This window comes from Pseudomonas sp. R1-15, from assembly GCF_051132085.1.
In the GTDB taxonomy this organism is placed as follows: Bacteria; Pseudomonadota; Gammaproteobacteria; order Pseudomonadales; family Pseudomonadaceae; genus Aquipseudomonas.
In genome coordinates, this window is record NZ_CP071660.1 from 1,783,081 (window position 1) to 1,808,557 (window position 25,477).

At 58.4% G+C, this 25,477-nt stretch carries 30 protein-coding genes and 1 tRNA gene; 22 read left to right on the forward strand and 9 right to left on the reverse strand.

Annotation, left to right across the window (positions count from 1 at the left end; translation table 11 throughout):
- Position 1: 1 nt before the first annotated feature.
- From J3P97_RS08125 to J3P97_RS08160, 8 genes are all read left to right on the forward strand, one after another.
- Entirely contained in the window at positions 2 to 361 is a 360-nt protein-coding gene (locus J3P97_RS08125; protein WP_434603286.1) for a DUF4398 domain-containing protein, read from the forward strand.
- Entirely contained in the window at positions 358 to 1,167 is an 810-nt protein-coding gene (locus J3P97_RS08130; protein WP_434569332.1) for an OmpA family protein, read from the forward strand. Before J3P97_RS08125 ends, J3P97_RS08130 begins: the two co-directional genes overlap by 4 nt.
- A gap of 198 nt (positions 1,168 to 1,365) precedes the next feature.
- Positions 1,366 to 2,808 carry a PLP-dependent aminotransferase family protein gene (locus tag J3P97_RS08135; protein WP_305496026.1) on the forward strand — a complete coding sequence of 481 codons (1,443 nt, stop codon included), beginning with the start codon at positions 1,366 to 1,368 and terminating at the stop codon, positions 2,806 to 2,808.
- An 84-nt stretch (positions 2,809 to 2,892) separates the two neighbouring features.
- Positions 2,893 to 3,366, forward strand: coding sequence for a translation initiation factor 2 (locus J3P97_RS08140; protein ID WP_434673872.1), 474 nt, complete (start codon positions 2,893 to 2,895; stop codon positions 3,364 to 3,366).
- A gap of 148 nt (positions 3,367 to 3,514) precedes the next feature.
- Entirely contained in the window at positions 3,515 to 3,769 is a 255-nt protein-coding gene (locus J3P97_RS08145; protein ID WP_434603288.1) for a YkgJ family cysteine cluster protein, read from the forward strand.
- Between the two features lie 39 nt (positions 3,770 to 3,808).
- The gene (locus J3P97_RS08150; RefSeq protein ID WP_434653175.1) at positions 3,809 to 4,417 is read left to right on the forward strand and encodes an START domain-containing protein; all 609 of its coding nucleotides are present in this window, start codon (positions 3,809 to 3,811) and stop codon (positions 4,415 to 4,417) included.
- Between the two features lie 138 nt (positions 4,418 to 4,555).
- Positions 4,556 to 4,792 (forward strand): hypothetical protein, encoded by a 237-nt coding sequence (locus J3P97_RS08155; protein ID WP_434603291.1) that lies wholly within the window; start codon positions 4,556 to 4,558, stop codon positions 4,790 to 4,792.
- A gap of 203 nt (positions 4,793 to 4,995) precedes the next feature.
- The gene (locus J3P97_RS08160) at positions 4,996 to 5,337 is read left to right on the forward strand and encodes a ribonuclease E inhibitor RraB (protein WP_434569327.1); all 342 of its coding nucleotides are present in this window, start codon (positions 4,996 to 4,998) and stop codon (positions 5,335 to 5,337) included.
- Between the two features lie 79 nt (positions 5,338 to 5,416).
- Here the strand turns inward: J3P97_RS08160 and J3P97_RS08165 are convergent, their stop codons facing one another.
- Complete coding sequence (locus J3P97_RS08165) at positions 5,417 to 6,235, reverse strand: c-type cytochrome (protein WP_434674519.1); 819 nt, start codon at positions 6,233 to 6,235, stop codon at positions 5,417 to 5,419.
- Between the two features lie 587 nt (positions 6,236 to 6,822).
- Here J3P97_RS08165 and J3P97_RS08170 point away from each other — a divergent pair.
- From J3P97_RS08170 to J3P97_RS08180, 3 genes are all read left to right on the forward strand, one after another.
- Positions 6,823 to 8,028 carry an acetyl-CoA C-acetyltransferase gene (locus tag J3P97_RS08170; RefSeq protein WP_434603293.1) on the forward strand — a complete coding sequence of 402 codons (1,206 nt, stop codon included), beginning with the start codon at positions 6,823 to 6,825 and terminating at the stop codon, positions 8,026 to 8,028.
- Positions 8,029 to 8,054: 26 nt separating this feature from the next.
- Positions 8,055 to 10,199: a 3-hydroxyacyl-CoA dehydrogenase NAD-binding domain-containing protein gene (locus tag J3P97_RS08175; protein ID WP_434673873.1), complete on the forward strand. Its 2,145-nt coding sequence runs from the start codon at positions 8,055 to 8,057 to the stop codon at positions 10,197 to 10,199.
- 84 nt (positions 10,200 to 10,283) lie between these two features.
- On the forward strand, positions 10,284 to 11,018 hold the full coding sequence (locus tag J3P97_RS08180; RefSeq protein WP_434569324.1) for an amidotransferase: 735 nt from the start codon (positions 10,284 to 10,286) through the stop codon (positions 11,016 to 11,018).
- 89 nt (positions 11,019 to 11,107) lie between these two features.
- Here the strand turns inward: J3P97_RS08180 and J3P97_RS08185 are convergent, their stop codons facing one another.
- From J3P97_RS08185 to J3P97_RS08195, 3 genes are all read right to left on the reverse strand, one after another.
- Positions 11,108 to 12,079 carry a magnesium and cobalt transport protein CorA gene (locus J3P97_RS08185; protein WP_434603299.1) on the reverse strand — a complete coding sequence of 324 codons (972 nt, stop codon included), beginning with the start codon at positions 12,077 to 12,079 and terminating at the stop codon, positions 11,108 to 11,110.
- 135 nt (positions 12,080 to 12,214) lie between these two features.
- Positions 12,215 to 12,937: a lysophospholipid acyltransferase family protein gene (locus J3P97_RS08190; RefSeq protein ID WP_434625114.1), complete on the reverse strand. Its 723-nt coding sequence runs from the start codon at positions 12,935 to 12,937 to the stop codon at positions 12,215 to 12,217.
- A gap of 317 nt (positions 12,938 to 13,254) precedes the next feature.
- The gene (locus tag J3P97_RS08195) at positions 13,255 to 13,944 is read right to left on the reverse strand and encodes a crotonase/enoyl-CoA hydratase family protein (RefSeq protein ID WP_434603302.1); all 690 of its coding nucleotides are present in this window, start codon (positions 13,942 to 13,944) and stop codon (positions 13,255 to 13,257) included.
- Between the two features lie 308 nt (positions 13,945 to 14,252).
- On the opposite strand from J3P97_RS08195, the gene J3P97_RS08200 reads away from it, so the two are divergent.
- Positions 14,253 to 14,342 (forward strand) — tRNA-Ser (locus J3P97_RS08200).
- A 138-nt stretch (positions 14,343 to 14,480) separates the two neighbouring features.
- Here J3P97_RS08200 and J3P97_RS08205 read toward each other — a convergent pair.
- The gene (locus J3P97_RS08205; protein ID WP_434674520.1) at positions 14,481 to 14,663 is read right to left on the reverse strand and encodes a hypothetical protein; all 183 of its coding nucleotides are present in this window, start codon (positions 14,661 to 14,663) and stop codon (positions 14,481 to 14,483) included.
- 322 nt (positions 14,664 to 14,985) lie between these two features.
- On the opposite strand from J3P97_RS08205, the gene uvsE reads away from it, so the two are divergent.
- On the forward strand, positions 14,986 to 16,026 hold the full coding sequence (uvsE, locus tag J3P97_RS08210; protein ID WP_434673874.1) for a UV DNA damage repair endonuclease UvsE: 1,041 nt from the start codon (positions 14,986 to 14,988) through the stop codon (positions 16,024 to 16,026).
- Positions 15,986 to 16,648, forward strand: a complete 663-nt coding sequence (locus tag J3P97_RS08215) for a nuclear transport factor 2 family protein (RefSeq protein ID WP_434673875.1) — start codon at positions 15,986 to 15,988, stop codon at positions 16,646 to 16,648. Before uvsE ends, J3P97_RS08215 begins: the two co-directional genes overlap by 41 nt.
- Positions 16,649 to 16,681: 33 nt before the next feature.
- Here the strand turns inward: J3P97_RS08215 and J3P97_RS08220 are convergent, their stop codons facing one another.
- Positions 16,682 to 17,497 (reverse strand): DUF1206 domain-containing protein, encoded by an 816-nt coding sequence (locus J3P97_RS08220; RefSeq protein ID WP_434673876.1) that lies wholly within the window; start codon positions 17,495 to 17,497, stop codon positions 16,682 to 16,684.
- Between the two features lie 224 nt (positions 17,498 to 17,721).
- Here J3P97_RS08220 and J3P97_RS08225 point away from each other — a divergent pair, with 224 nt between their 5' ends.
- Both J3P97_RS08225 and J3P97_RS08230 read left to right on the forward strand, forming a co-directional pair.
- The gene (locus tag J3P97_RS08225; protein ID WP_434653158.1) at positions 17,722 to 18,054 is read left to right on the forward strand and encodes a type II toxin-antitoxin system HigB family toxin; all 333 of its coding nucleotides are present in this window, start codon (positions 17,722 to 17,724) and stop codon (positions 18,052 to 18,054) included.
- On the forward strand, positions 18,051 to 18,689 hold the full coding sequence (locus J3P97_RS08230) for a helix-turn-helix domain-containing protein (protein ID WP_434673877.1): 639 nt from the start codon (positions 18,051 to 18,053) through the stop codon (positions 18,687 to 18,689). The genes J3P97_RS08225 and J3P97_RS08230 overlap by 4 nt, the downstream gene beginning before the upstream one ends.
- Positions 18,690 to 18,703: 14 nt before the next feature.
- Here J3P97_RS08230 and J3P97_RS08235 read toward each other — a convergent pair whose 3' ends face one another.
- Complete coding sequence (locus J3P97_RS08235; protein WP_434673878.1) at positions 18,704 to 19,669, reverse strand: DMT family transporter; 966 nt, start codon at positions 19,667 to 19,669, stop codon at positions 18,704 to 18,706.
- A gap of 205 nt (positions 19,670 to 19,874) precedes the next feature.
- A complete protein-coding gene (locus J3P97_RS08240) occupies positions 19,875 to 20,216 on the reverse strand; it encodes a DUF2834 domain-containing protein (RefSeq protein WP_434673879.1) in 342 nt (113 codons plus the stop codon).
- Positions 20,217 to 20,334: 118 nt separating this feature from the next.
- Between J3P97_RS08240 and J3P97_RS08245 the strand changes: the two genes are divergently transcribed.
- Together J3P97_RS08245 and dapF are read left to right on the forward strand one after the other, a co-directional pair.
- Positions 20,335 to 21,141 carry a helix-turn-helix domain-containing protein gene (locus J3P97_RS08245; protein WP_434674521.1) on the forward strand — a complete coding sequence of 269 codons (807 nt, stop codon included), beginning with the start codon at positions 20,335 to 20,337 and terminating at the stop codon, positions 21,139 to 21,141.
- A 19-nt stretch (positions 21,142 to 21,160) separates the two neighbouring features.
- The gene (gene dapF, locus J3P97_RS08250) at positions 21,161 to 21,976 is read left to right on the forward strand and encodes a diaminopimelate epimerase (protein WP_434673880.1); all 816 of its coding nucleotides are present in this window, start codon (positions 21,161 to 21,163) and stop codon (positions 21,974 to 21,976) included.
- A gap of 238 nt (positions 21,977 to 22,214) precedes the next feature.
- Here the strand turns inward: dapF and J3P97_RS08255 are convergent, their stop codons facing one another.
- Positions 22,215 to 22,739 (reverse strand): nucleotidyltransferase family protein, encoded by a 525-nt coding sequence (locus J3P97_RS08255; protein WP_434673881.1) that lies wholly within the window; start codon positions 22,737 to 22,739, stop codon positions 22,215 to 22,217.
- 111 nt (positions 22,740 to 22,850) lie between these two features.
- On the opposite strand from J3P97_RS08255, the gene J3P97_RS08260 reads away from it, so the two are divergent.
- The 4 genes from J3P97_RS08260 (at position 22,851) to J3P97_RS08275 (ending at position 25,461) form a co-directional block, all read left to right on the forward strand.
- Positions 22,851 to 23,666, forward strand: coding sequence for a suppressor of fused domain protein (locus J3P97_RS08260; RefSeq protein ID WP_434673882.1), 816 nt, complete (start codon positions 22,851 to 22,853; stop codon positions 23,664 to 23,666).
- 72 nt (positions 23,667 to 23,738) lie between these two features.
- Positions 23,739 to 24,041, forward strand: a complete 303-nt coding sequence (locus tag J3P97_RS08265; RefSeq protein WP_305501316.1) for an ArsR/SmtB family transcription factor — start codon at positions 23,739 to 23,741, stop codon at positions 24,039 to 24,041.
- 63 nt (positions 24,042 to 24,104) lie between these two features.
- Positions 24,105 to 25,079, forward strand: a complete 975-nt coding sequence (locus tag J3P97_RS08270; protein WP_434625092.1) for a zinc-dependent alcohol dehydrogenase family protein — start codon at positions 24,105 to 24,107, stop codon at positions 25,077 to 25,079.
- A gap of 40 nt (positions 25,080 to 25,119) precedes the next feature.
- Positions 25,120 to 25,461, forward strand: a complete 342-nt coding sequence (locus tag J3P97_RS08275; protein ID WP_434673883.1) for an antibiotic biosynthesis monooxygenase family protein — start codon at positions 25,120 to 25,122, stop codon at positions 25,459 to 25,461.
- Positions 25,462 to 25,477 lie beyond the last annotated feature (16 nt).

Genomic DNA, 25,477 nt, shown 5'->3' on the forward strand with positions numbered 1-25,477 from the left:
AGTGACTATTCGACCTCTTTTCGCTGCCCTGGCCGTTCTGGCTCTGGCGGGTTGTGCAGCCGATCCGGCGCCGAATGAACAGCTGCGCCTGACTGAACAGGCCATCGAGCAAGCCCATGCGGTGGGCGCCACCGCCGATGACGTGCCTGAACTTAAACTCGCCGAAGAAAAATTCGCCCGCGCCAAGAGCAACATGGCCGACGAATCCTACAAGAAGGCACGCATGCGCGCCGAGCAGGCCGAGCTGGACGCGCGCCTGGCCGAAGCGAAGGTGCTCAGTCTCAAGCGCCAGGAGCAGTTGAACGTGCTCGATACTCGAATCAAGCGCTTGCGCAAACAGTTGAGGGATGATGCCCAATGAAGCCGTCCCATGTATGTGGCAGCCTGGTCCTCGCGGGTCTCGCCAGTTTGTATGGCTGCGCCGGGCAGCGTAGCGAAGCGGCGCTGGAACAGGCCAGTGCCAGCTTCCAGAAGGTCAAGGAAGACGCCAATGTCCTGCGCGCCGCGCCCAAGGATGTCATCCGCGCCGGCGAATCCCTGGCCCGGGCCGATCGCCTGTCCAGCTATTGGGGCAGCGGCGAGGATGTCCAGCATTACGCTTACCTGAGCCAGCGCTACAGCGAGATCGCGCGGGAACACAGCAATCAGTTGCTCAACGAAGAGCGCGCGGCGAAGCTTGAGCTGGAACGCCAGCGCCTGCAATTGGCCTTGCGCGAATCCAAGTTGCTGAGCGTCCAGCAGCAAGGCAAGTGGCTGGAAGAACAGATCATGGCGATGGCCACCACCCAGACTGATCGCGGCTTGGTGATGACCCTGGGTGACGTGCTGTTCGACACCGGCGAAGCGGAACTGAAGAACTCGGCCAACCGCGTGGTACTCAAGATCGTGCAGTTCCTGCAGCTCAATCCCAAGCGCGTGGTGCGTATCGAGGGCTATACCGACAGCACCGGCGGCAAGCAGGAGAACCTCAAGCTGTCCCGTGATCGCGCGCAGGCGGTTGCGGACGTGCTGGTGGACCTGGGAATCGATGAAAAACGCATTCAGGTCGAAGGCTACGGCGATCAATACCCGGTGGACGTCAACGCTTCCGAGCGTGGCCGGGCCCAGAACCGTCGTGTGGAAATCGTCTTTTCCGACGAGAAAGGCCAGCTAGGCGCCGCCCGCTGAGGGTTGCGTCACTGGAAAACCCGGCCCCTGCCAAGGCGCCGGGTTTTTTTGGGCCTGAGATTGCGAAGAATGGGTACAGTTTGGGGTGTCACTGCACTGTGCTGTCAAGTAATCTGGCAACTGTCCCAGTACACTTCTAAACTGTTCCGGTAATATTTCCCACAAGAATAAAATGCCCGTGAAATCGAGTGCTGCGTCATGACCAACCTCCTGCTCTACCAACGTATTGCTCAACAACTGGCTGAAGATATCCGGCGCGGTGTATATCAGCCCGGCGAACGCGTGCCATCGGTGCGCAAGATGAGTTCGCAGCTCAACGTCAGCCATGCCACTGTGTTGCAGGCCTATGCCAACCTGGAAGACCAGGGGTTGATCCGGGCGCGGCCGCAGTCGGGTTACTACGTGCACCAGACGCCGGCCCTGACCGCGCCGACGCCGGACATCGCCCGGGTCGAGCGCCCCGGCCTGGTGACGCGCAGCAGCATTATCCAGCAGGTGTTAGTCGAGTCGCGCCGTGAAGGGGTCTTCCCGCTGGGCGCGGCGGTACCGAGCGTCGATTATCTGCCAGTGCGGGCGTTGCACCAGCAGTTGGCCAAGGTCACACGGTTTCACAGTCCGCGGGCCTTCAGCTACATGTTCAGCCCCGGCTTCGAGCCGTTGCGACGCCAGGTGGCGATTCGCATGCGTGATGCCGGAGTCGTGGTCGACCCCTCCGAAGTAGTGATCACCCATGGCTGCGTCGATGCGTTGCAAATGTCGCTGCGCGTGCTGACCCGGCCGGGGGATCTGATCGCCGCCGAGTCGCCGACCTATTACGGTTTGCTGCAGCTGGCGGACCTGTTGGGGCTCAAGGTGATCGAGATCCCCAGCGATCCTGTCACCGGCATGAGCCTTGAAGCCTTGCAGCTGGCGGCCAACCAGTGGTCGATCAAGGCGTTGGTCCTGACCACGCGCCTGAGCAATCCCCTCGGCGGCACGATGCCTGAGGAGCGGCAAAAGCAGCTGCTGCGCCTGGCGTCGGATTTCGACATTCAGATTGTCGAGGACGACATTTACGGCGAACTGATGTTCGAGCAGGGGCGTACCAAGGCACTCAAGGCGTACGACCGCCTGGATCGGGTGATCTACTGCTCGAGTTTTTCCAAGACCTTGTCGCCGGGTGTGCGCATCGGCTGGATGATCGCCGGCAAGTTCCAGCAAGAGATCCAGCGCCTGCAAACGTTCAGTACTCATTCGGCGTGCAGCGTCACGCAGATGGGCATCGCGGCGTACCTGGAAAACGGCGGCTACGACCGGCACCTGCGCTACATTCGCCAGGAGTACCGCAAGAACCTCAGCGCCTTTCAACTGGCTGTGCAGCAGTATTTTCCCGAAGGCACGCAAATGAGCCGTCCTACCGGGGGCTTCATCCTTTGGGTCAGCCTGCCGGGACGGGTCAATACCCAGGAGTTGCACGTGCGGGCGCTGCAACAGGGCATCAGCATCGCCCCCGGGCTGATCTTCAGTAACACCGAGCAGTTCAACCACTGCATTCGCCTGAACTGCGGCACGCCCTGGAACCGCGAGGCAGAGCGGGCCCTGATGACGCTGGGGCTGTTGGCCACCCAGCTGTGCCAGGAGACCGCGAGCGGGCTCCTTTAAATTCAAGCGCTTGGATGGACATGCTTGTCAGCGCTCGATTAACAGGCGAGCATGGGGCTTGTGTCGTAACTGCCATCGAGTCCAATGAAAGCCATTGTCCCTGCCGTCTGGGTTTTGCTTGGCCTGTTGACTGCCTTCCATTCAGGAGGCGTCGTGGCGGCTGCGGCACAGGAAAAACCCGCGGCCAGCGCCACGAAGAATTCTGGCAAGGCACCCGCAGCGGTGAAAAAAGCCCCCGCGAAGAAAGCAGCGAATACCAGAAAAAAACGTGCGCCTGTCGCCTCTAAAAGCAAATCCGCCCGCGAAATTGCCAAGACCCGACTGCCACCGGCGAAGCTCGACTTGAGCTTGCCCAATGAAATGGTCGAGGAGCTGAAGCCCCCGGGGACTGTGCCGCTGCCCAAGCGTGAGCCGTTGTTGCCGCCCATGTTCGGCGATAAGCCTGGGCCGTTCCAACTCAACGGACGTTTGCTGAGCAACGAAATGCAGCTGCCGTTGCGCAACCAGGAGCGCAACGAAGTTGAAGGCGCAGCGCTGGAGTTCGAATTCAAGCAGTAGGCATTCGTTGCGCCTGCAACTCGTCGCTGACTGCTCGGTCATCGCGTCATGAACGAAAAAACACCCATCCAGTAATTTGAAACGTTCGTTTTAGCCGTTACTCTCTGTCCTGTTATCAACCATTACCTGCCGCGAGGACGTTTTCGTCATGAAATGCCGCGAGGGCTGTGGCGCCTGCTGCATCGCCCCCTCCATCAGCTCACCCATCCCAGGGATGCCTCAAGGCAAGCCGGCGGGCGAGCGTTGCGTGCAGTTGTCGGTCGACAATCTGTGCCAGATATTCGGCCGGGCCGATCGCCCTGCGGTGTGCTCGGCGTTTGAGGCTGACATCGAGGTCTGTGGCGACAGCAGCGAAGAAGCCATTCGCTTGATCGGTTGGTGGGAGCAAGTCACGGCAGCGTAATGCGTCAAGATCGGAACTTCGAAAACAAGGAAAACAATTATGGGTTCGCTGCATCGTATGGCTGTGTTGTGTGGTTTGACCGTGTTGCTGGCGACGGCTACCGCCCAGGCTGAGGATTGGCAGGTTGCCAAGGAAAAGGAAGGCATCAAGGTTTCACTCAGTGAAGTCAGCGGTTCCAAGTACAAGGCCTACCAAGGCGTGACCGTCATGAAGACCACCATGGCGAAGTTGCGAGCCTTGCAGGAAGACGTATCGGGTGCCTGTGCCTGGATTCATGAATGCAAGAGCCAGAAGCTGCTCAAGCACGAGGGCGGCAAGAGCTGGACCTACACTCAATTCAACACACCATGGCCGGTCACGCCCCGTGACTCAGTGCTGGAAGTCACTACCGTCGAAGGTGCGGATGGCAGCCTGACCCGCAACCTCAAGGGCGTGCCCGCTTACGCTCCTGAAGAAAAAGGTTTCGTGCGAGTGGCACAAGTCGACGGTTTCTGGAAATTCACGCCCAAGGGCGCGGATCAGGTCGAAGTGATTTACCAGGTCCATACCGAGCCGGGGGGCGATGTTCCGTCCTGGCTGGCTAACAAGTTCGTGGTGGATGCGCCGTTCAATACCCTGAAAGCGTTGAAAGAACGCGCCGAAAAATAGTCCTGGTCACTCCGAGAAAAACCGCCCTTGAGGCGGTTTTTTCGTATGTGCCGTCAACGAACTCAGCGGAACGATTGTTTCGCCGCCAATGTCGAGATAGAGGTAAGCCCGGCCATTCCATCGATCAAGGAGACATTGATGCAAAAGTGGGAAATCACCTTCGTTGACGATCACGGCGAAACGATCGCCGAGCAGTTTGATTACGCCCAGGAGCCCACGATGGAACAAGCGGCACAACTGATTCGGGAAAAGCTGGTACCTCTCTCGAAAGAGCTGGACCTCAACGACCTGGAGGGCCGCACCGACGACCCCACGGTCAAGAGCCTGAAAACCCAGAACAGCATTGAAATCATCAGCATCAAACCGGTTCCATGAAATTCATTGTCTGGTCCCGCTTGGCAGTCGCACTGACTTGACGCTACTCTGCAATCGAGATCAGCGAAAGGATCGCGAAGGTCCGGTCTTGTCAGCTACATGCTTGTGTCCCGACGGTCATTTGATGCCGTATCGCTTGTAACCGCTGGTTGCATGCACGGGAAGACGGAAAGTCTATCCATCGGTTCTGAGGAGGACGTTTCATGAGCACAGCCTATCAAGAAGATGTCAGCACCAGCGTGTTGCGCCGCATGAAAGAAGGCGGTTTCGATTTCTCCCAATTCCATCCCATCGAGTTCTACGCCATTTTTCCCGACGAGGAACGGGCGCGCAGGGCGGCAGGTCATTTTCGAGGAGAATCGTTGAATGCGCAGATCAGCGCTCGGGAAGATGGAGCCTGGTCACTGGAACTGAGCCGGGTGATGTACGCCACTTATGACGATATCGGCGACTTCGAACTGAATTTCGAGGCGGTGGTGGAGCCACTGGGTGGCATCATTGAAGGGTGGGGCGTCAAGCAGGAGATCCGTCGCCTGCAGGCCTGATACTTACTCTTTGCAGCACAGCAACGGCTGACCTTTGTGTCGGCCGTTTTCATGTAGCGCTCTTGTGGCAATCAAGCATCTACGGCTGCTTGCGTCCCGCCATATGCTTCAAATATCCCACCAGCAGATCAAGCTCCGCATCCGGCAGCACCGCCGCCGAGAACCCCGGCATCTTCCCTTGAGGCCAGCGCCGCAGGCTCTGCGGATCCCGTATGTAACGCTTGAGAAAATCCCCCGAGAAGTACTCGGTTGGATTGAAGGGAATGTTCAGGTCCGGGCCGAACTGGGCATCGCCTGCACCGTTGAGGCGGTGGCAGGCCAGGCAGTTTTTCTGGAACAGCGCAAAACCCTGATTGATCGGATCGTCCTTGGCCAGGCCTGGGGCGGGCAGCAGGGCAGGGAAGCGCTCGGCCACCGCGGACAGGCGCTTGATGCTCGCCAGCGCGTAGGGCCACTGTTCGGGGCTGATATGTCCCGCCTGGGGATCGGTCCAGACCAAGTAAAAGGGCCCGGCACTGCGCTTGCCCTCGCCCAGCGACGGCCAGGGGGCTGCGGGGTCTTCGATCGCCAGCCACGCACGGGCGCCACTCTGGTTGAGCAACGGTGCAGCGGGCATTTCCGCGGCAAAGCCATCCAGCGCCACGGCCTGCAAGTGGTCATCCGGCTGGACGCCGGTCAACAACGCCGTGAGGGGGACGGCGCGATAGCTCATGGGTTTCTTGTAGGAAACATCTTCATTGATCCGGACCGTTCGAGCTTCAGGATGCTTGAGCAGTTCCTCGGTTTGCCAGGTGCGTGCCTGCGTGCCCAGTTCAAGCACGAGTTGCGCGGCAAATAGAGGCGTGCTGAGCAGCAGCGCCCCGATCGCAATGAGAGCTTTCAATGAATCGCCTTCCATGTCGAGAGGGAAGCGCAAAGGGTGGCACAGCCACCGTCGCTTGAACAACGACTCTCGTGCATTTGCTGGCGATGGCACCACGCGCCGGATTCAGCCGATGACCTTGGTAATGTTCGGCAAAATCAACAGCAGCGTAGTGGCAAAGAGAATGAGTCCGGCTTGACGAACTTTCGAATGTTTGAACATGGCTGACCCGCCTTTTTTGTTATTTCCTGAGGCCAGCCTGCGTAGCTCCATGGCGGCTGGCGTTGCACTTCCTGTTTGAAACTAGCTGACAAGCGCCTCGGCAAAACCCGACGACTCTCTTGTACAGGGTTTACATTAGGGGCCGCAGCCGCGTTGGCTTAGATCCAATTCGTATGAGTTTTAAGCTGATAGCTATTAAACAGGCATGAGGCCTATTGCCAGCTACTTGCCGGCCCTCTTGCTAGACAGCTTGCTCACCTGAAACGGTTAACCCGATAGCACGCTACCGTTCGTCTGAGCGTGGCTGTCAATGCCGTTGAGCGCTGGGGTCATTGAATCCGGCGCCGCTGGGCTTAAGGTTGGAGGTGTTCGCATTACGTCGATGATGGTTCGAGGATGTCATGACCCAAGCTTTGATTTTCGATGCATTACGCACGCCCCGCGGCAAGGGCAAGGCCGATGGCGCCCTGTACACCGTCAAGCCGGTGAACCTGGTCGCCGGCCTGCTCGACGCGTTGCGCCAGCGCATGGACCTGGACACCCGTCACGTCGATGACATCGTGCTCGGCTGCGTGACTCCGGTAGGCGACCAAGGCGCCGACATTGCCAAGACGGCGGCCCTGGTGGCAGGCTGGGACGTCAGCGTGGCGGGCGTGCAACTCAACCGTTTCTGCGCCTCGGGCCTTGAGGCGGTGAACCTGGCGGCGATGAAAGTGCGCTCCGGCTTCGAGGACCTGGTGGTGGCCGGCGGCGTGGAGTCGATGTCACGGGTACCGATGGGCAGCGATGGAGGCGCGTGGGCGCTGGACCCACAATCGAACCTGCAGGGGCATTTTGTCCCCCAGGGCATTGGCGCGGACCTGATCGCTACCCTGGAAGGTTTCAATCGCGAAGATGTCGATACCTTCGCGCTGCAATCCCAGCGCAAGGCCGCTCGGGCTCGGGACGACGGATCGTTCGCGAAATCACTGGTGGCGGTGCGGGACCAGAATGGCATCGTGCTGCTGGACCACGACGAATTCATCCGTGGCGACTCGACCCTTGAAGGGCTGGGCAAGCTTCGGCCGAGTTTCGAGGCGATGGGCCAGATGGGCTTCGACGCGACGGCGTTGCGTGTCTACAGCCATGTCGAACGAATCAACCATGTGCACACCCCGGGCAACAGCTCGGGCATCGTCGACGGCGCGGCGCTGATGCTTGTCGGCACCGAGGCAAAGGGCCGCGAGTTGGGCCTGGAGCCCCGGGCGCGAATCGTCGCCACTGCGGTCACCAGCACCGAGCCGACCATCATGCTCACTGGCCCGGCCCCGGCCACCCGCAAGGCCTTGGCGAAAGCCGGGTTGCGGGTGGAAGACATCGATCTGTTCGAGGTCAACGAAGCCTTCGCCTCGGTGGTGCTCAAATTCATCAAGGACATGGCCATCGATCCCGCAAAGGTGAATGTCAACGGCGGTTCTATCGCCATGGGGCACCCACTCGGTGCCACCGGGTGCGCAATTCTTGGCACTTTGCTCGATGAGCTGGAGGCGCGTCGCCTGCGTTACGGCTTGGCGACGCTGTGTGTCGGCGGCGGAATGGGCATCGCCACTATCATCGAACGCCTCTGAGCCCTCGACACCAAGGAACACTTTTCATGACCGAAGCCATTCGTTACGAAACCGGCCAGGACCGGATCGTTCTCCTGACCCTGGACATGCCGGGCCAGAGCAGCAATACCATGAACGCGATCTATCGCGAGGCGATGGCCGCCTGCGTGGCGCGTCTGTTGGCCGAAAAAGATTCAATCGCCGGGGTGATCATCACCTCGGCCAAGAAAACCTTTTTTGCCGGTGGCGACTTGAACGAGCTGTTCAGGATAGACCCATCCGAGGCCCAGGCGTTCTATCAGATGGTCCTGGGGCTGAAAGCGCAACTGCGCGCCCTCGAAACCCTCGGTGTACCCGTCGTCGCGGCGATCAATGGTGCGGCCTTGGGCGGCGGCTGGGAAATCTGCCTGGCGTGTCATCATCGCGTAGCGCTGGACCATCCATCGGTGCAGATCGGCTTGCCGGAGGTCACCCTCGGCTTGCTGCCGGGCGGTGGCGGTGTGGTGCGGATGGTGCGGGTGCTGGGTTTGGAAAAGGCTTTGCCGTATCTGCTCGAGGGCAAGCGACTTGGCCCGCAACAGGCGTTGCAGGCCGGCTTGATCGACGAGCTGGCGGCGGATCGCGACGAGCTGCTGGCCAAGTCCCGAGCCTGGATTCTCGCCCATCCGGATGCGATCCAACCTTGGGATGTGAAGGGGTATCGGCTTCCAGGCGGGACCCCGTCCGACCCGAAGGTCGCCCAGATGCTGGCGATCGCGCCTTCGATCCTGCGCAACAAGACCCAGGGCTGCCTGCCGGCACCGGAAAAGATTCTCTGCGCTGCAGTAGAGGGCGCGCAGGTGGGGTTTGACGCGGCGCATCTGATCGAGACGCGCTATTTCACCGAGCTCGCCACGGGACAAGTGGCGAAGAACCTGATCGGCACCTTCTGGTTTCAACTCAACGAAATCAAGGCCGGCAAATCCCGCCCACAGGGTGTTGCGCCTTATCTGACAAAAAAAGTCGGCGTGCTCGGTGCGGGCATGATGGGCGCCGGTATCGCCTGCGTCAGCGCCGTGGCCGGCATCGACGTGGTGCTCAAGGACATCGACTTGGCCGCCGCACAGAAGGGCAAGGCACGCTCGGCGGCGTTGCTGGACAAAAAAGTCGCGCGCGGCCAACTCACCGAGGAACAACGCGACGCCACGCTGGCGCGGATTCACCCTACCGACAACGATGCCGAGCTGGCCGGTTGCGACCTGATCATCGAGGCCGTCTTCGAAGACCGTTCCCTGAAAGCCCAAGTGTCGTCAGCAGCCCAGGCGGCAGCGGGGCCTGAGGCGGTGATCGCTTCCAACACCTCGACCCTGCCCATCACCGGCCTGGCCGAGGCGGTGCCGGACGCGAGCAGATTCATCGGACTGCACTTCTTCAGTCCGGTGGAAAAAATGCCGCTGGTGGAAATCATCAAGGGGGCCGGGACCAGTGATGAAACCCTGGCCCGGGCTTTCGATTTTGCCCGGCAGATCGACAAGACGCCCATCGTGGTCAAAGACAGCCGTGGTTTTTTCACTTCGCGGGTGTTTGGCACCTTCATCAACGAAGGCATTGCGATGCTCGGCGAGGGCGTGAGTGCGCCGATGATCGAAACCGAAGCGCGCAAAGCCGGGATGCCGGTCGGGCCCCTGGCTGTTTCTGACGAGGTTTCCCTCGGTTTGATGAGCCATATCCGCGCTCAAACCGCCAAAGACCTGCACGCAGAAGGGAAAGCGCCGACAGAGCATCCTGCATTCGCCGTGGTCGACCTGCTCCTTGATGAGTACAAACGACCAGGCAAAGCGGCCGGAGCCGGTTTTTATGACTATCCAGCCCAAGGGCAGAAGCATCTCTGGCCGGAGCTCAAGAGCCGTTTCGAGAAAGCCGATGGGCAAATCCCCGCGCAGGATATCCGCGATCGCCTGCTGTTCATCCAGGCCTTGGAAACTGTTCGCTGCGTAGAAGAAGGCGTCGTCACTTCGACGCCGGATGCCAATGTCGGCTCGGTGTTCGGCATCGGTTTCGCCGCCTGGACAGGTGGGACGTTGCAGTTCATCAACCAGTACGGTTTGCCGGCATTTATCGCTCGTGCCCAGTACCTGGCCGAGCAATATGGCGAACGTTTCTCACCACCGGCCCTGTTGCTGGAAAAAGCCGCCAGCCGGGCGACGTTCTGACGGGGAGGGGGCTTGCCTTGGAGCGGTGTTTCAAGGCAGGCTCTGGGGTGTGCAATATTCCCATCATCGTGTCAGGTATTTTTTATGTCGTTACGCATCTGCATTCTGGAAACCGATATCCTGCGTCCGGAACTGGTCGAGCAATATCAGGGTTACGGGCAGATGTTCCAGCGCCTGTTTTCGCAACAGCCCATTGCGGCCGAGTTTGTCGTATACAACGTGGTGGAGGGGCAATACCCCAGCGATGGCGAGCAATTCGACGCCTACCTGGTGACCGGCAGCAAGGCCGACTCCTTTGGCAGCGACCCCTGGATCCAGACCCTCAAGACCTATCTGATGGACCGCTACCAGCGTGGCGACAAACTGCTGGGCGTCTGCTTTGGTCATCAGTTGCTGGCCTTGTTGCTGGGCGGCAAGACCGAGCGCGCCAGCCAGGGATGGGGGGTTGGCACCCATCGTTACAAACTCGCGGCAAAGGCGCCCTGGATGAGCCCGGTGATGGAGGAACTGACTTTGTTGATCAGTCATCAGGACCAGGTTACCGAGCTGCCGGAAAATGCCACGGTCATCGCCTCAAGCGATTTCTGCCCATTCGCGGCCTATCACATCAATGATCAGGTCCTGTGCTTCCAGGGCCACCCGGAATTCATCCATGATTATTCCCGGGCCCTGCTGGAAATTCGCCAGCAACACCTCGGCGAGCAGATCTACAGCCAGGGCGTGGCGAGCCTTGAACAGGAGCATCACGGCACGACGGTAGCGGAGTGGATGATGCGTTTCGTCGCCCACAAACCCCAAGCTGAAGCCGCCCAAGGCTGATTGTCCGGGCATCCCACATTTGATCAGCAGATCAAATGTGGGAGCGAGCCTGCTCGCGAAGACGGCCACGCAAATCCCACCGGCAAATCCTACAACCATCCCGATCGCTTGAAACTCGCCCACAACGACGTACACCCCACCCCGATAAACCCGAGCACCAGGAAATACCCGTAGTGCCAGGTCAACTCCGGCATGTTTTCGAAGTTCATCCCATAGATCCCGGCCACCGCGGTCGGAAACGCCAGGATCGCCGCCCACGCTGCGAACTTGCGTTGCACCACACTCTGGCGCGAGGCCTCCAGCAATACGCCGATTTCGATGGTCTGGCTGGCAATGTCCGCCAGTGTCGCCAGGTCTTCCATCTGCCGGGTCACATGAATCTGCACATCGCGGAAATACGGAGTCATGTTCTTGTCAATGAACGGAAAGTCCAGGCGCTGCAGCTCTTCGCTGATTTCCACCATCGGTGCCGCATAACGACGCAGGCGTAGCACGTCGCGGCGCAGACTGTGCAGGTTCTGGATATCGCGCTCGTTCAAGGCGCTGCAAAGTACGTTGCGCTCCAGTTCATCGATCTCGGTGTGGATGGCTTCGCCGACGGGCTGGTAGTTCTCGATGACGAAATCGAGGATGGCGTAGAGGACAAAATCCTCCCCATGCTCCAGCAAGATGGGACGCGCCTCGCAGCGCTGCCGGACATGTGCGTAGGACGCCGAGTGGCCGTTGCGAGCGGTGATGATATAGCCCTTGCCGGCGAAGATATGGGTCTCGATGAATTGCAGCTTGCCGTTCTCGCGTACCGGCGAATAGGTGACGATGAACAGCGCATCGCCAAACGTTTCCAGCTTGGGACGGCTATGTTTCTCCATGGCGTCTTCAATTGCCAGCTCATGCAGGTTGAACTGGCGTTGCAGGTTGGTCAGTTCCAGCGCGCTGGGCTCTTCGAGGCCGATCCAGACAAAATGTCCTGGTTTTGCAGCCCAGGCGCTGCCTTCGTCGAGGGTGATATTGGTGACTTTTTTACCGGCGCTGTAAACCGCAGCAGCAACGACTCTACCCATGATGATGGTTCGCTTCTTCTTGGAAATTGGCAGTGGCAGGCAACGTGCAGCTTAGCGCGCCATGGTCTTTGAGAGTCAGCAAAATGCGCCGAGTTCGGTGCAAAAGAAAACCCGCCGTGAAGGCGGGTTTTTGGTTTACGCAACGCGCAGTTGCCGGTCCATCGTCTCGATGCATTCACGCATCTGTTCGCGGCATTGGGCGATGAGGCGGGGCATGTCATCCATGCTCAGGCCAGCGGTAGGAATGGCTGGCAGCGAACGAATGAGAATGTCACCGGCGTGCCAGCGATCCAGGCGCATATGCTTGATATAAGTGCTGACGCACACCGGGATAATCGGCACCCCGGCGGCAATCGCCATCTGGAACGCGCCTTTCTTGAAGGGCAACAGGTCTTCCCCCAAGTTGCGCGTCCCTTCCGGGAACACCCAGATAGACGTGTTTTCATGCTGCAACGTATGGGTGGTGGTCAGCATCGATTTGCGCGCCTTGATTGCATTGCCGCGATCAATCAACACGTTGCCCGCCAGCCAGAACAGTTGGCCGAACAACGGCACCCACTTCAGGCTCTTCTTGCCAATGCACACGGTACGACGCGGCACCACGTTGCCGAACACGAAAAGATCGTAGTTGGACTGATGATTGGCGATGATCACGCAGCCATGAGTCTTGTTGACCAGCGTGTCGACCTCTGCCTTGACCCGCAGGCGTAGAAACCACATCGCAGGCAGCGCGTATAACCTGGCGCATATACGACTGTTGTCAGGATTGAATGGCCGGCACACACCCAGAACCACCCCCAGCACACCTGCCAGAACAAAATGCAGGCCCATCAAACACATACGCAGTGCAAACAACATCAACAGGCCCCATCGGGACAAAAGGTGGCGCAGTGTACGGATGTGCACTGTTTTCGGCAATTGCGCCTGTAGAGGGAGGAGATAGACGATGTTTAAGCGTATGTTTCTAAACGACGCGTAAGAAGCGGGATAGAGCGGTTACCGATTCCCAGTAACTTACACGGGAAACTTCACCGCTCCCGTGGCGAGGGAGCTTGCTCCCGCTGGACTGCGTAGCAGGCCCATTTTCATGAGTGCTTCGCACTCAAGCGGGAGCAAGCTCCCTCGCCACGGGTACGTTGTTTTTCCAGGTGAGCGATATTGCCTTTAGCCAACGTTCAGCCCGTGTATTCCTGATCCAGCAGAATCGCGCTGTCCAATGCATCCAGCAACGCCTTGCGAACCTTGAGCTTGGTGTTCTTGTGGGCGGTCATGTTGATCTTCTTCAACTGACGCGCTGCCTCCAGTGCCGCAGCTTGCAACTCGTCAGCCGCGACCACCTTGTCGAGGAAACCGGCATCCACGGCGCTCTGCGGATTGAACATCTCGCCATTGATCACCGAGCGGTGGAACGCAGACTTGCGTAAGCGATCACGGGCCAGCTCGATACCGGCGTGGTGCATGGTCATGCCGATCTGCACCTCGTTCAGCCCGATGGTAAACGGCCCCTCCACACCAATGCGGTAGTCCGCCGACAGCAGCAGGAACGCACCCTTGGCCACCGCATGCCCAGGGCAGGCGACAACGACGGGGAAGGGGTGCGACAGCAGGCGGCGGGCCAGGGTCGAACCCGACGCGACCAGACTGACTGCCTCCTTGGGGCCGGCGGTCATCACCTTCAAATCGTAACCGCCCGACAGAATCCCCGGTTGCCCGGTAATGATTACCACCGCGCGATCAGACACTGCCTGGTCCAGCGCAGCGTTGAATGCGACGATCACATCAGGCGAAATGGCATTGACCTTGCCATTGTTCAAGGTCAGGGTCGCGATACCGTCTTCGAGATGGTAGGCAATCAGGTCGCTCATGACGCTATTCCTTGTAAGAGAAGTGAAGCAGACGTTACCCACCGCCGCAGGCCAGGTAAAGCGCCGTGACTGACTCACCGGTCAGCGCCGCTCCGCCCCAAATCTCGCAAAGCGCCCAACAGCCAGCGCTTGCCCCTTGGGGCCACCCATAGCCGAAGCCGGAACTTGGCCGGTTTGCCCTGCCTCGCCGCGTCCGAAATGCCCGACCGGCCTTAACCGCATGAAAATTCTGAAAAAAACCTTTGCCATCGGAAAGGCTTTCGACTACATTAGCGCGCCTCGACAGACTGAACAGTTTGCCGAGACACGGTGAAGTGTCCGAGTGGCTTAAGGAGCACGCCTGGAAAGTGTGTATACAGGAAACTGTATCGAGAGTTCGAATCTCTCCTTCACCGCCATATTCTGCAAACACAAACCCCTGATTTTTCTAGAGAAAGTCGGGGGTTTGTGGTTTTTGGTCCTTAAAAAAAGGACGACATGGTGGTTTTCATGCGGGCTCAAGGTAAGAAGGCCCCGCGTTTACAGGGCCTGTCAGGTTAGACGAATTTGATTAGCAGCGTGGTGACGGTGGCCACCGTACCGATCAGGCCGGTGGCAACCGCGACTGGGTACCAGAACGTTTCGCGAGTCATCTTGCCCGCTTCGGCGTTGAGCTTTTTGGTCTCAGCCATCAATTTGGCAATTTCGACATGGACCTTTTCCAATTCTGCGCCGTTCATACTGAATTCCTGCATGGTGTTCGTCCTTTCGGGGGCACCACGGGTCGCGCTCTGTGCGCTGCCCTGAGATCCATATTGTGCCTTTAAGGTACGGCTGCGAGTTTTTTCCTGCCCAAAGTATAGGCATTTGAATTCATCTCGGTTCGCCGATCAGCATGTACCTGGGTTTCAAGGTATGCCGAGCGCATCGCAATCGGTTTTTCTTGGCGGCGCCAAGCGTGGTCAACATATCGCCGAAAACTGTTTTCATCGAGCCAATCAAAAAGGACAACTCAGCCTCCAGAGTGTCTATCGCCAACACGGATGACGGCCAGGACCTCCCATGACTCACCCCCGAATCGGCTTCGCCTGCCAATACCGGCACCCTGATCGCGGTCTTGCTGCGAGTGCATTAAAGACGATCGAAGCGCCATACAACCCCCGCACCACGACGTTACGCTGGATGGATGGCGTCCCTCTCCAGGTCGCCCGCGATAAGCTGCTTGAAGTCGTGACGCACAATCTCGACGCACAACTGCGCCTCATCGCCTACGTTGCCGAGCTTGGGCCAACGCTGCGCATGCTTCGATTGAGCAGCGATCTGTTGCCGTTCTACAGTCATCCGAAGGTGAGCGCTTTCTATCAGGACCCGGCCATTCAAAGCCAGCTGGAAGAACGCTTCGCTGTGATTGGCAACCTCGCGCGTTCGGCGGATATCCGGCTGTCCTTCCACCCTGGCCAGTATTGTGTGTTGGGCTCGGATAAACCGGGCGTGGTGGAGAACAGCATCGCAGAGTTCGAGTACCACGCCGACATGATCCGGATGATGGGTTACGGTCGGCGCTTCCAGGACTTCAAATGCAACGTGCACATCGCCGGGCGCCTGGGCGGCGAGGGGATCCGTTCGATCTGGCCGCGGTTGTCGCAGGTGGCGCGCAATTGCATCACCTTCGAAAACGAGGAGAAGACCTACGGCGTCGATGATTGCCTGCAACTGGCTGACCTTGCCCCCGTCGTGCTGGATATCCACCACTGTTGGATCAACGAGAACGATTACATCGCACCGGACTCCCCGCGAGTCGATCGCATCATCGAAAGTTGGCGTGGAGTTCGGCCCACCATGCATTATTCACAGCCGCCGGAGCGATTGCAGGAATTGGGTTTCGATGCAGGCAAAAAGCTTGAGATGGATGCGTTATTGAAGGTGGTGTCCAAACGTGACTTGTACGGTCACAGTGATCAGATGTGGAATCGCTGGACCAACGAATACGCGCTCAAGTTTCTGGACCGTTTCGACATCATGTTGGAGGCGAAAGACAAGAATCTGGCTGCGCAGGCATTTTATGAATATGTCGCTCGGCCTTATCTTCATCCCTCCGCATAGATCAAACGACCTGCGAACAGCATCAGGCAACCCCACAGCAGTATCGAGCAAAAGCTTCAAGGCGCATGCCGTTATGGTTCTCAGAAAGAACTTTTATCAACTGCATTGCCGTGAGGTAAACATCATGACTATATGGAAAAGTTTGGCCTGGCGTACCCAGGTTGTTGTTTTGGCTCTAATGCTTTCCACGAACACCTCCTGGGCTTCGGGAAACACTCAAGAGGCCAATACGAAGCTGGTCCGCCAGGCATTCACGAACTGGCAGCAGGGCAAAGGCACGGTCTTCGACCTGCTGGCGCCCGATGCGGTCTGGACAGTCGCCGGATCGAGCCCGGTTTCCGGCGTGTATGACGGCAAGACCGAGCTGATCGAACAGGCCGTGCGGCCGATCAGCGCCCGACTGGCGACGCCAATTTCCCCCACGTTGGAGAGCATCATCGCCCAGGACGACATTGTCGTTGTCCTGTGGAACGGCACTGCGACAGCCCTCGATCAAAAACCCTACAACAATACCTACTTGTGGCAACTGACCTTCAAGGATGGCCGGATCATTCAGGCAATGGCCTTCCTCGACACCTACGCGTTAAATGACCTCATGCGCCGGGTAACGCCTGCGCAGTAGAGGGCAGCTGACATAACAACGGCGCAAGTTGACCTATGTGTGCGCCACTCCTGGCACATCCATATTGATCTTGCGCCATGCCGCCTCGGAAAAGCTGTAGACCGAAAAGGCGATCAGCCCCAGGGCCATCACCATCAACACCAAGCCTCCGGCCGGCAGATTCTGCAACGCATCAAGGGCATCTTTCATGCCGGGCGGGTCCACGGCTTTATAGGCCGAGCCGCTGATGATCAGCAGCACGGCGATCTCGATAAACACCACCCCGCGGGCGATCAGGCCGAAGCGCGACACCGGCCGTACATAACGCATCACTTCTTCGTCAGCCTCGAAATATTTTTCGAACGAGGCCTTCCAGCCTTTAATGATATGGGCAATGCCGACGCCCAGCGGCACCAGGGCGGCGAGGTAAACCAACAGGTTCGAATGGTCCCAGGACAGGACGCGCGCCAGCAGGTCCTGGGTTTGCCCACCGCCGGAATCCCCGGAGCTTTTCAAGCCACTGATCAGCAGGCCCAGGGCAAAGAACGCCAGCGCGCCATTGACCAGGCCGCCCGCCAGCAACCCGGCGCGAATCACCAGGCCCTTGAACTGCGTGCCGTGATGATCAACGTCGCGCGTGGCTTGCAAGATGCGCCAGCCGGCGAAGGCAAGCAGGCCCGCTACCACCAGGCCGACCAAGGCATGGCCGAAGGGCTGGCTCAGCAGCATTTCAAGGCTTTTGTGACTGTCCTTCGGTTTGGTGGAGTCCTGGGCCGCGAGCAAGGCAAGAATGCCGACGATGAGATAGATAGCGCCACGAGCGGCATAACCGCCTCGGGCCAGTAGCACCAGGCTCTGGTGTGGGGACATGGGATCTATTCCGCGACAGTGATACAAAAACAGACCCATGGCGTCGGAAGGGGTTCGATTGAAGATGGGGCGCTGACCCATTGGCCTGATGGTTGCGTCGAGGTTCAGCGCACGGCTGGGATTGCTGACGTTTTCCGTCATCATTAAGCTTTCACATTTGCCAACAAACAAAAGTTGTTAAAAAACACAACCAGAGTACCATCGGCTCAAAGACAAGGACGCCCATGGATATACTCACGCCATCCCGCTTTGACGACGCTGCGATTCTGTACCCGAACGACAGGGCTGGGCTTGAGCGCTGCCTGCGCATTTTGAGAATGGCGCGCCCCAAGGAATTCGCAGACCTGCAAAAGCTTTTCGGTACGCACGGTGTCGACTTGTTCAAGCCAAGAGCCGCAATGAATTGGGTTGTGATTGATGTAGGCGGCAATAATCTCAGGGTGATAGGCGGCGTTAACTACGCGCGGCAGAAGTTCTACGTCAAACACGTCTACACGCATGCCGATTACGACGTCGCCAACGTCTGGTATGCAAGAAACAAAGGGACAAAACGATGAGCGCAGCCCGGAACGATTTTCAAACGGTGATCGCAACGCTTGGCGAGCTTTACACGATACTGGATCGCCTGCGGGGTGAGTTTGTGCACGGCATCAAGACCCCGGCCGACTACGAGCGCGCGACCGATTTGCTCGATGAGCTCACCGATGGGCGTGGGCTGAGCAAGACCGAGGAAAGGATTCTCGCTGAGCTTGAAGAGGAAATCCTGGCGTACCAGCGTGATTCCGACCAGTTTCGCGAATCGAACGCTGCTTTTGAGGCAACCTGCACCCCGGTGCAACTGATCAAGGACCTTATGGAGACACTCGGGCTCACTGGCTCAGACCTCCCTGAAATCGGTGATAAAACCGCGGTGTCCAAGGTGCTCAATGGAGACCGCCCCATCAGTCACAAGATGGCATATGCGCTGGCTGAGCGGTTTGCGATGGAACCGAGTGCTTTCTTGTCGGCTGGTCCTGCAAAGGCTGCTCATCTCGGAACTGTCGATCTTCCTGTCAGGAAACCCTCAACGTATTACCGCTTTCACAGCGACTCTCCAACTGCACAGCCAGTGGAAGAGGCCGATGCCGCTGAATACAAAGTAGTGACTTCGAAGGGGCGCAGAAAGGCAGTAAAGGAGCCGGATAGGGGATAACAATAACCTGCTGATCAAGGGACCCGGGCCATTGTCGATCCACGCGAAGTCATGATGATACGCACCGCCATGATCACCCCGACAAGCACCGCAGCAAGCCCCGACATTTCCAGTAGCGTCGGCAGCCGACCATGAAACCACAAGCCAAGCAGTGTCGCGAACAGCGACTCCAGGGCGATCAACTGCCCGGAAAGCACCATGGGCAGGCGCCGGGACGCAGCGTTCCAGGCCCAGGCACCGACGACGGATGACATCAACGCAATAACGAAACTCCAGAGGTACAAGTGTCCTGCAACGGAAAGGCTGAAACCCACGCGCGGCAGTGCGAGCAGGTCGAACGCTTGTATCGCCGGTAACAGGCACACGGTGCCGATTCCCGCACCCGCCATCATGAGGCCTGTCCATACGCCCGAGGCGTTGGGCGATAGCTTCAGCAAGGCGCGTTGATTCAACCAACTGAACGCGAGCCACAAGATCACGGCACCGATAGAAAACAGCAAACCCATCAGCCAGGATCCCTGGTTTGCAACGGGTTGATGGACAGCGCCGAGATTGGACAGCAGCAGGCCCACGGTTAGAAAAACCAATGGGATCGCCAGTTTGCGCCACTGAAGGGTTTTGGTCGTGGCGTTGCCCAGCAGTGCCAGCAAGACCGGCACCATGCCAATAAAGGCCGGGGTCAGCACCGGCCCACCAAAAATGATACCGGCGGCGATGCACGCGCTGTAGCCGAGATAGCCGATCACACCCAGGCCTGCGGCCAGGAGCATCTGATCGAGGCGAAGGAGCCGAAGTCGGGCCCGGTAGAGCAACACCACAACCAGGCCCAGCGCTCCGGCGATCAGGAATCTTACGATCATCAAATCATAGATTGTGTAGGCCCCGGTGACGTAGGGCGCAATGAAGTTCAGCGCCCAGCTCAGCGTCGCGACTACCGCGAGGGCCAATCCGACGATGAGGTTCGAGCGGACCCGCATCATCAGTCGTGCCCTCCGACATACTGCCCATTGACCAACAACTGCCTTGGTTCAGTACAACCATTGCGGCGAAACCGCGTAGCTTCTATAAAATCCTGCGTTGGCATCGCGTTCTTCTCGACCGTCGTTGGGCCCTGGATGTTTGACAGCGGCGGGGTTCTGGAGGAAATACCCAAGGAAGTTTGGGTAATAATGCCTGAAGCATTGTTCAAGAAGGCGGATGAGCAGGTGTAACCGTCACCGGCGATTGACGTCCAAATCCGTTAACGACGATGTACAGCAATGGACCGATTGATACAAAGATGGCCGTGATCACGATGTAAGGTAGCAACGATACGAGCGATTTGCCTCTTGCGCATGTGTCCCGGTACATCCAGATGCATGCCATGCAGGCGAGCAGATAAAGGTCGATAACTACTTGCGCGGTGTCTGGGCTGGACATGAGTCTGACGCCGAACTCCATGAGTGATTGCTCGGCGAGAAACAGAGTATTCGCTGTGTACACGGAGAAAAGCAGCAGCGCGAAAAGTGCAACATAAGGTCGTTTCATTTTTACCTCCCTGGACTGGTTCGATGGTCAGTAGAGGTAGGCTATTGAAATGGCCATCATGGACTCAATGACCTCTGAGGTCATCGACGCCGCTCCCCCGGAATGCCAGAGTCAATGCATGAACAGTCGACCCTTTACTCCAGCAGCGCCGCCAGCCTCAGCCGGTGCGCAACTGCGTCACTTGCGCCAACAGGCCGGACTGAGTCAATTGGATTGCGCACTGATAACAGGGATATCTCAGCGTCACCTAAGCTGCATCGAGACGGGGCGCGCCAAGCCAAGCCCTGGCACTCTGCATAACTTACTGGCTGCCTTGGATGTGCCTCTGGAACAATGCAACGGCATCTTCCTCGCCAGTGGCTACGCCCCTCGCTACGAAACGACACCGCTCACGTCGTCGTCAATGGAAGTGGTGCGTGATGCCATTGATCACATCCTCCGTGCCAATAATCCCGCTCCGGCGATTGTGCTCAATGCTCAATGGGACATCCTTGCAGCCAACGCCAGCGCGGGTGTCCTGTTCGATCTGGTGGGTCTTGCCAGGGATGTCGCAGATGGACTCAATCTCTTGGTGACACTGCTGCAACCCGGCGGCTTGGGCGACCATCTGAGCAACGCCGAGGAAATAAGATTAGTGGCCTGGCAACGGGCGTCTCGGGAAGCCTTGAACAATCCCGCACTGGCTGGGATTCTGAAGAGTCTGCCGACTCCACACAGCGCTTCGGCGCTGGCTGACGATCTGCCTCCGTTGTTATTGACGCAGGTCGAGTCGCCCCATGGCGAGCTGACGTTCATGTCAACATTCACCACTTTTGGCATGCCGCTCGACATCACGATGAGCTCGTTGCGTATCGAGCATCTCATTCCTGCCGACGCCAAGACCTGGAAGGTCATGACCAAGGCGTACGAGCAGACGCAACGCTAACGATTTCAGGGAAGAAAACATGCAACCGACACTCAATCTCAACTTTCAGAAAATGCACGCCAATGGCGACGATTTTGTCATCGTCGATTCGCGAAACTCGCCCAGTCCGGTGACCAGTGCGATAGCCCGGCGGATGGGGGATCGGAACCGCGGCGTGGGCTTCAATCAACTCGCGGTGCTGCTCGATTGTGACGATGCCGATGCGCGGGTGATGTTCTGGAACGCAGATGGCTCCGCGCTGGATGTTTGTGGCAGCGCGACGCGCGGGGTGGCGGACCTGCTCATGCGCGAAGCCAATGTTGCTTCGGTAGCGCTACGCACCAACCGTGGTCTGTTGATCTGCGAGCGTACGCCAAACGGCGACATTTGCGTCGACATGGGCGTGCCACTTTACGGCTGGTCGGACATTCCCCTGTCGCAGGACCTCGATTCCACCGTTTTGCCCCTCGCCGGTAGTCCAGCCGCGTGCAGCATGGGCAACCCGCATTGCACATATTTTGTCGACGATCTGGCTGACGTTGATATCGCCATTATCGGACCAGCCATCGAAACCCACCCGCTATTTCCACTCAAGACCAATGTTCATTTCGTCCAGGTCGTTGATCGCACGCATATCCGATTGCGCATCTGGGAGCGCGGGGCGGGCATTGCGCTGGGTTCAGGTTCTTGCTCGTGCGGCGCGGTTGTCAACGGAATCCGTCGTGGACTGCTGGATAGTACCGTCGAAGTTGAATGTGATGGCGGAAACGTGACGGTGCAATGGGATGGCGTGAGTTCGGTCTTTCTGATCGGGCCGGTGGAGGCAAGTTTCTCAGGGACAATGAGTCAAGCTTGAATGGGCAGGTGCTTGAACCCCGAGCCGATTTCTGTGGCAGCGAGCCTGCTCGCGAAGGCGGCAGCTGCTTCCGTACATGATCTTACAGGTACACGCTTCGTGGCGAGGGCGCTTGCTCCCGCTCGACGGCGTAGCCGTCGTAGACCGGTGGATGCAGTTCGTCTGGAAGAACGTTTGGGGCGGCTTTGCCGCCCAGCGGGAGCAAGCTCCCTCGCCACCAGGACCATGGAGATTTGCATCATGTTTCCATGATCCTGAGCCACGGCCAGCGAGCCTGATAGCTTCCCGCTTTCTCAACGAACAAATCCGGCTGGGGATTTTTTGGATTGATACGGAGAATGCCTTGCTCTACGTCAGCCAGGCCGTAAGGCGCATAGACTTCACCGGTTTCAACATCCAGTCCGATACAGGTCCCCGCAATCAAATAACGATCAACACCATCCTTGGCCGACTGAAGCTGAGGATACGACTTGCCAAACCGCTGACCGTACCAAAGGTGGACGCGAGCCTGGTTCTTGATCTCGATGCTGACGTCGAGGTCCTGGAAGAGTTGCCGGGCGGCGTTGATCACTTCATTCTCGGCTTCCCAGGACGGGTCCGGATCGAAGTAAAAAACATCGTAATCCTTGACACCCCAAGCGGGCGCTTGCTGCGTTTGATGATTCCAGACGGCCTGGAACATGCAGCCAGCGGTAAGCATGGATTGATCCAGGCCGAGCGAAGGCAGTCGCGCGGTGATTTGCGCGTTGATGGGGTTGGTCATTGCTATCCTGACCAGGCTTTCGGCCGTCAGCGTCACAGGTATCCCTTTTGAAAATCGACCCAGGCTGGCGCCTGACCTTACCGCAACTGCAAGTTTCGAACAGGAACACCCATGAATTTTTTCAAGAAGCTCTTCGGTTCATCCAAAGCCCCTGAAACCCAGGACGCGCAGCCAACGCCGCAGACCCAGGAGCTCGGCGACCTGACCGAGGCAGAAACAGCCAATCTGGCCATCCGGGAAGCTGGTGAAGCGTGCCTGGATCGTCATTGGCGCGCTGTCGGCACCGTCGAGCGGGATGTCCTTGCCTATATGATCAGTCCAACCTTTTCCGGTGGCCCTTATTGGCCCTCCACCCGCCAGGCCTACCGCGTGGTTCGCCGTGGGGCCACGATCATTCTCGCCACGGAAGGCCTGTCGGATCCGTTCGATGATACGGAAGGAATGGGCAACGGTTTCGAAATGGAGCTGTTCGTCGAAACTGCGGATATACCCGAGCACGCCTATGGCCCCGTGGGTGAGGTCGATCCTTTCAAGCGCAGCTGGGCGTTCGAACTTGTGGAGCATGTTGCCAGGACGGTCGCCGACGCTGGCGGCATCACGCACCAGCTTGATCAGTACGGGGCGCTGTCCCTGGAGATTCCCGGGTTCGGTCAATCGCACCATATGAGTGAGCAATTGCCCAAGCTCTTCGTAACGGATGATGATTGCACTGGGGTCCTGCTGGGAGGCCCGGAGCCGGATTTCTCTACTCGAGTGGAGGACATGCCCTTGTCACCGGTCAGATTGGTGCCGGTGGTGTTGATCACCGCGGCGGAGTTGGATTACGTGCGTTCCGGTGGGCGAGCGGCGCGGGAGGATCTGGTGAGCCGTTTGCAGAAGGCGGGCGTCGGACATATGAGCAGCCTGCATCGGGCGAGTGTGGTGTGAGTCGGATGGGCTCGGACGAAAAGCTTGAAGTTGCGTATTGACATATCTAAAAATCTCGATATCCTCGGCGTCATGGAATTGATCGAAATATTCAAAGCGCTCTCGAACCCTACACGCCTTCAGATCCTGAAAGGTCTGAAGGACCCCGCAAAGAACTTCCCTCCGCAGGATGAAGGTGACGTTCATACGGTGGGAGTCTGCGTCAGCAGTATTCAGGAAGGTATCGGACTGTCGCAGTCGACGGTGTCCGGTTATCTTGCGACGTTGCAACGAGTGGGGTTGGTCGAAGTCAGGCGCATCGGTCAGTGGACTTACTACAAGCGCAATGAAGCAGCCATCAGCGCGCTTGCGGAGATCATAGGGACAGAACTGTAATTTTTTTGCCACAGCATATCGAGATATCTCGATATCCCTTTTTATCGATACGAGGATTTTGCAATGAAAGCGATGGTACTCAAGTCATTTGGCGGGTCGGGTTCGTTCGAGCTTCGCGATGTGCCCAAGCCTGTGCCGCAGACAGGACAAGTCCTGGTCCGGGTACATGCAACCTCCATCAATCCGTTGGATTACCAGGTTCGACGCGGCGACTATCCCGACCTGGTGCAACTGCCGGCCATTACCGGCCACGATGTATCGGGCGTTGTCGAAGAAGTTGGGCCAGGGGTGACAAACTTCGCTCCGGGCGATGAAGTCTGGTACACCCCGCAAATATTCGACGGGCCAGGAAGTTATGCCGAGTACCACGTCGCTGCCGAGAGCATCGTCGGGAAGAAGCCAGCCTCGCTGAGCCATCTTGAGGCGGCGAGCCTGACCCTGGTTGGCGGGACGGTATGGGAAGCATTGATCGTGCGTGCGGCGCTCAGAGTGGGAGAAAGCATTCTGATACACGGCGGCGCGGGAGGCGTCGGCCATGTAGCGATCCAGTTGGCAAAAGCCATGGGAGCACAGGTGTTCACCACCGTGCGCGAGGCAAACGCCGAGTTCGCACGCAGCATGGGCGCCGATGTGATCATCGACTACGAAAAACAGGATTATGTTGAAGCCGTCATGCGAGAAACGGGTGGCCGCGGTGTGGATGTCGTGTTCGACACCATCGGCGGCAACACATTGTCACGCAGCCCTGACGTGCTCGCACAACTTGGCCGCGTCGTCACGATCGTCGACATTTCACAGCCACAGAATGTCGTTCAGGCCTGGGGCAAGAACGCGAGTTATCACTTCGTTTTCACCAGACAGAACCGCGGCAAACTCGATGAGTTGAGCGCATTGGTAGCGCGGGGTCTGCTGCGGCCACATGTCGGCGCCGTCTATTCGCTGGCCGACATCGGGCTCGCCCATGCCCGGCTGGAAAGTCCAAACAATGGCATTCGAGGAAAAATCGCGATCGCAGTCGAGCCGTCGCTCATCGCGTAATGCGCTTTTTCAACCGCTTGAGTCATTTTCGAGGTACGCCATGATTTACGAGATCGCTCTGCTCCCGGTTCACAAAGAATGCATTGAAATGTTCAGACGAGCATTTGCCGAGGTCGCCCCTTTGCTCACCCGAGCAAAGGGCTACGGCGGCCATTTGCTGGCGCAAGGGATTGAAACTCCCGAGCAATTCAACCTGATCGTGCGATGGCAATCGCTTGAGCATCACACACCGGGTTTCGAAGAAAGTGAAGACCATCGAGTGTTCATGCTGGGCTTGGAGGAATACTTTTCTGCAGAACCGAGGGTCTACCACATCGAGGGGGCGGCTTTTTTTATCGGTGAAGGTGCTGATCCAGGCGGCGCCGTCAGCCGGGGAATCTAAGCCGATCCCCATTCTC

Bases quoted from the DNA above. Each gene is read 5' to 3' on its own strand.
- J3P97_RS08235 (WP_434673878.1), bottom strand. From the start codon at position 19,669: ATGATGCGGGTCCGCTCGAACCTCATCGTCGGATTGGCCCTCGCGGTA.
- J3P97_RS08255 (WP_434673881.1), bottom strand. From the start codon at position 22,739: ATGACCAACCCCATCAACGCGCAAATCACCGCGCGACTGCCTTCGCTC.
- J3P97_RS08180 (WP_434569324.1), top strand. From the start codon at position 10,284: ATGTCGTTACGCATCTGCATTCTGGAAACCGATATCCTGCGTCCGGAA.
- J3P97_RS08195 (WP_434603302.1), bottom strand. From the start codon at position 13,944: ATGAGCGACCTGATTGCCTACCATCTCGAAGACGGTATCGCGACCCTG.
- J3P97_RS08240 (WP_434673879.1), bottom strand. From the start codon at position 20,216: ATGAAACGACCTTATGTTGCACTTTTCGCGCTGCTGCTTTTCTCCGTG.
- uvsE (WP_434673874.1), top strand. From the start codon at position 14,986: ATGACTCACCCCCGAATCGGCTTCGCCTGCCAATACCGGCACCCTGAT.
- J3P97_RS08225 (WP_434653158.1), top strand. From the start codon at position 17,722: ATGGATATACTCACGCCATCCCGCTTTGACGACGCTGCGATTCTGTAC.
- J3P97_RS08205 (WP_434674520.1), bottom strand. From the start codon at position 14,663: ATGAACGGCGCAGAATTGGAAAAGGTCCATGTCGAAATTGCCAAATTG.
- J3P97_RS08215 (WP_434673875.1), top strand. From the start codon at position 15,986: ATGAATATGTCGCTCGGCCTTATCTTCATCCCTCCGCATAGATCAAAC.
- J3P97_RS08165 (WP_434674519.1), bottom strand. From the start codon at position 6,235: ATGGAAGGCGATTCATTGAAAGCTCTCATTGCGATCGGGGCGCTGCTG.
- J3P97_RS08185 (WP_434603299.1), bottom strand. From the start codon at position 12,079: ATGGGTAGAGTCGTTGCTGCTGCGGTTTACAGCGCCGGTAAAAAAGTC.
- J3P97_RS08170 (WP_434603293.1), top strand. From the start codon at position 6,823: ATGACCCAAGCTTTGATTTTCGATGCATTACGCACGCCCCGCGGCAAG.
- J3P97_RS08175 (WP_434673873.1), top strand. From the start codon at position 8,055: ATGACCGAAGCCATTCGTTACGAAACCGGCCAGGACCGGATCGTTCTC.
- J3P97_RS08150 (WP_434653175.1), top strand. From the start codon at position 3,809: ATGGGTTCGCTGCATCGTATGGCTGTGTTGTGTGGTTTGACCGTGTTG.
- J3P97_RS08190 (WP_434625114.1), bottom strand. From the start codon at position 12,937: ATGTTGTTTGCACTGCGTATGTGTTTGATGGGCCTGCATTTTGTTCTG.
- J3P97_RS08245 (WP_434674521.1), top strand. From the start codon at position 20,335: ATGAACAGTCGACCCTTTACTCCAGCAGCGCCGCCAGCCTCAGCCGGT.
- J3P97_RS08230 (WP_434673877.1), top strand. From the start codon at position 18,051: ATGAGCGCAGCCCGGAACGATTTTCAAACGGTGATCGCAACGCTTGGC.
- J3P97_RS08160 (WP_434569327.1), top strand. From the start codon at position 4,996: ATGAGCACAGCCTATCAAGAAGATGTCAGCACCAGCGTGTTGCGCCGC.
- J3P97_RS08270 (WP_434625092.1), top strand. From the start codon at position 24,105: ATGAAAGCGATGGTACTCAAGTCATTTGGCGGGTCGGGTTCGTTCGAG.
- J3P97_RS08140 (WP_434673872.1), top strand. From the start codon at position 2,893: ATGAAAGCCATTGTCCCTGCCGTCTGGGTTTTGCTTGGCCTGTTGACT.
- J3P97_RS08275 (WP_434673883.1), top strand. From the start codon at position 25,120: ATGATTTACGAGATCGCTCTGCTCCCGGTTCACAAAGAATGCATTGAA.
- J3P97_RS08145 (WP_434603288.1), top strand. From the start codon at position 3,515: ATGAAATGCCGCGAGGGCTGTGGCGCCTGCTGCATCGCCCCCTCCATC.
- J3P97_RS08260 (WP_434673882.1), top strand. From the start codon at position 22,851: ATGAATTTTTTCAAGAAGCTCTTCGGTTCATCCAAAGCCCCTGAAACC.
- dapF (WP_434673880.1), top strand. From the start codon at position 21,161: ATGCAACCGACACTCAATCTCAACTTTCAGAAAATGCACGCCAATGGC.
- J3P97_RS08130 (WP_434569332.1), top strand. From the start codon at position 358: ATGAAGCCGTCCCATGTATGTGGCAGCCTGGTCCTCGCGGGTCTCGCC.
- J3P97_RS08135 (WP_305496026.1), top strand. From the start codon at position 1,366: ATGACCAACCTCCTGCTCTACCAACGTATTGCTCAACAACTGGCTGAA.
- J3P97_RS08220 (WP_434673876.1), bottom strand. From the start codon at position 17,497: ATGTCCCCACACCAGAGCCTGGTGCTACTGGCCCGAGGCGGTTATGCC.
- J3P97_RS08155 (WP_434603291.1), top strand. From the start codon at position 4,556: ATGCAAAAGTGGGAAATCACCTTCGTTGACGATCACGGCGAAACGATC.
- J3P97_RS08265 (WP_305501316.1), top strand. From the start codon at position 23,739: ATGGAATTGATCGAAATATTCAAAGCGCTCTCGAACCCTACACGCCTT.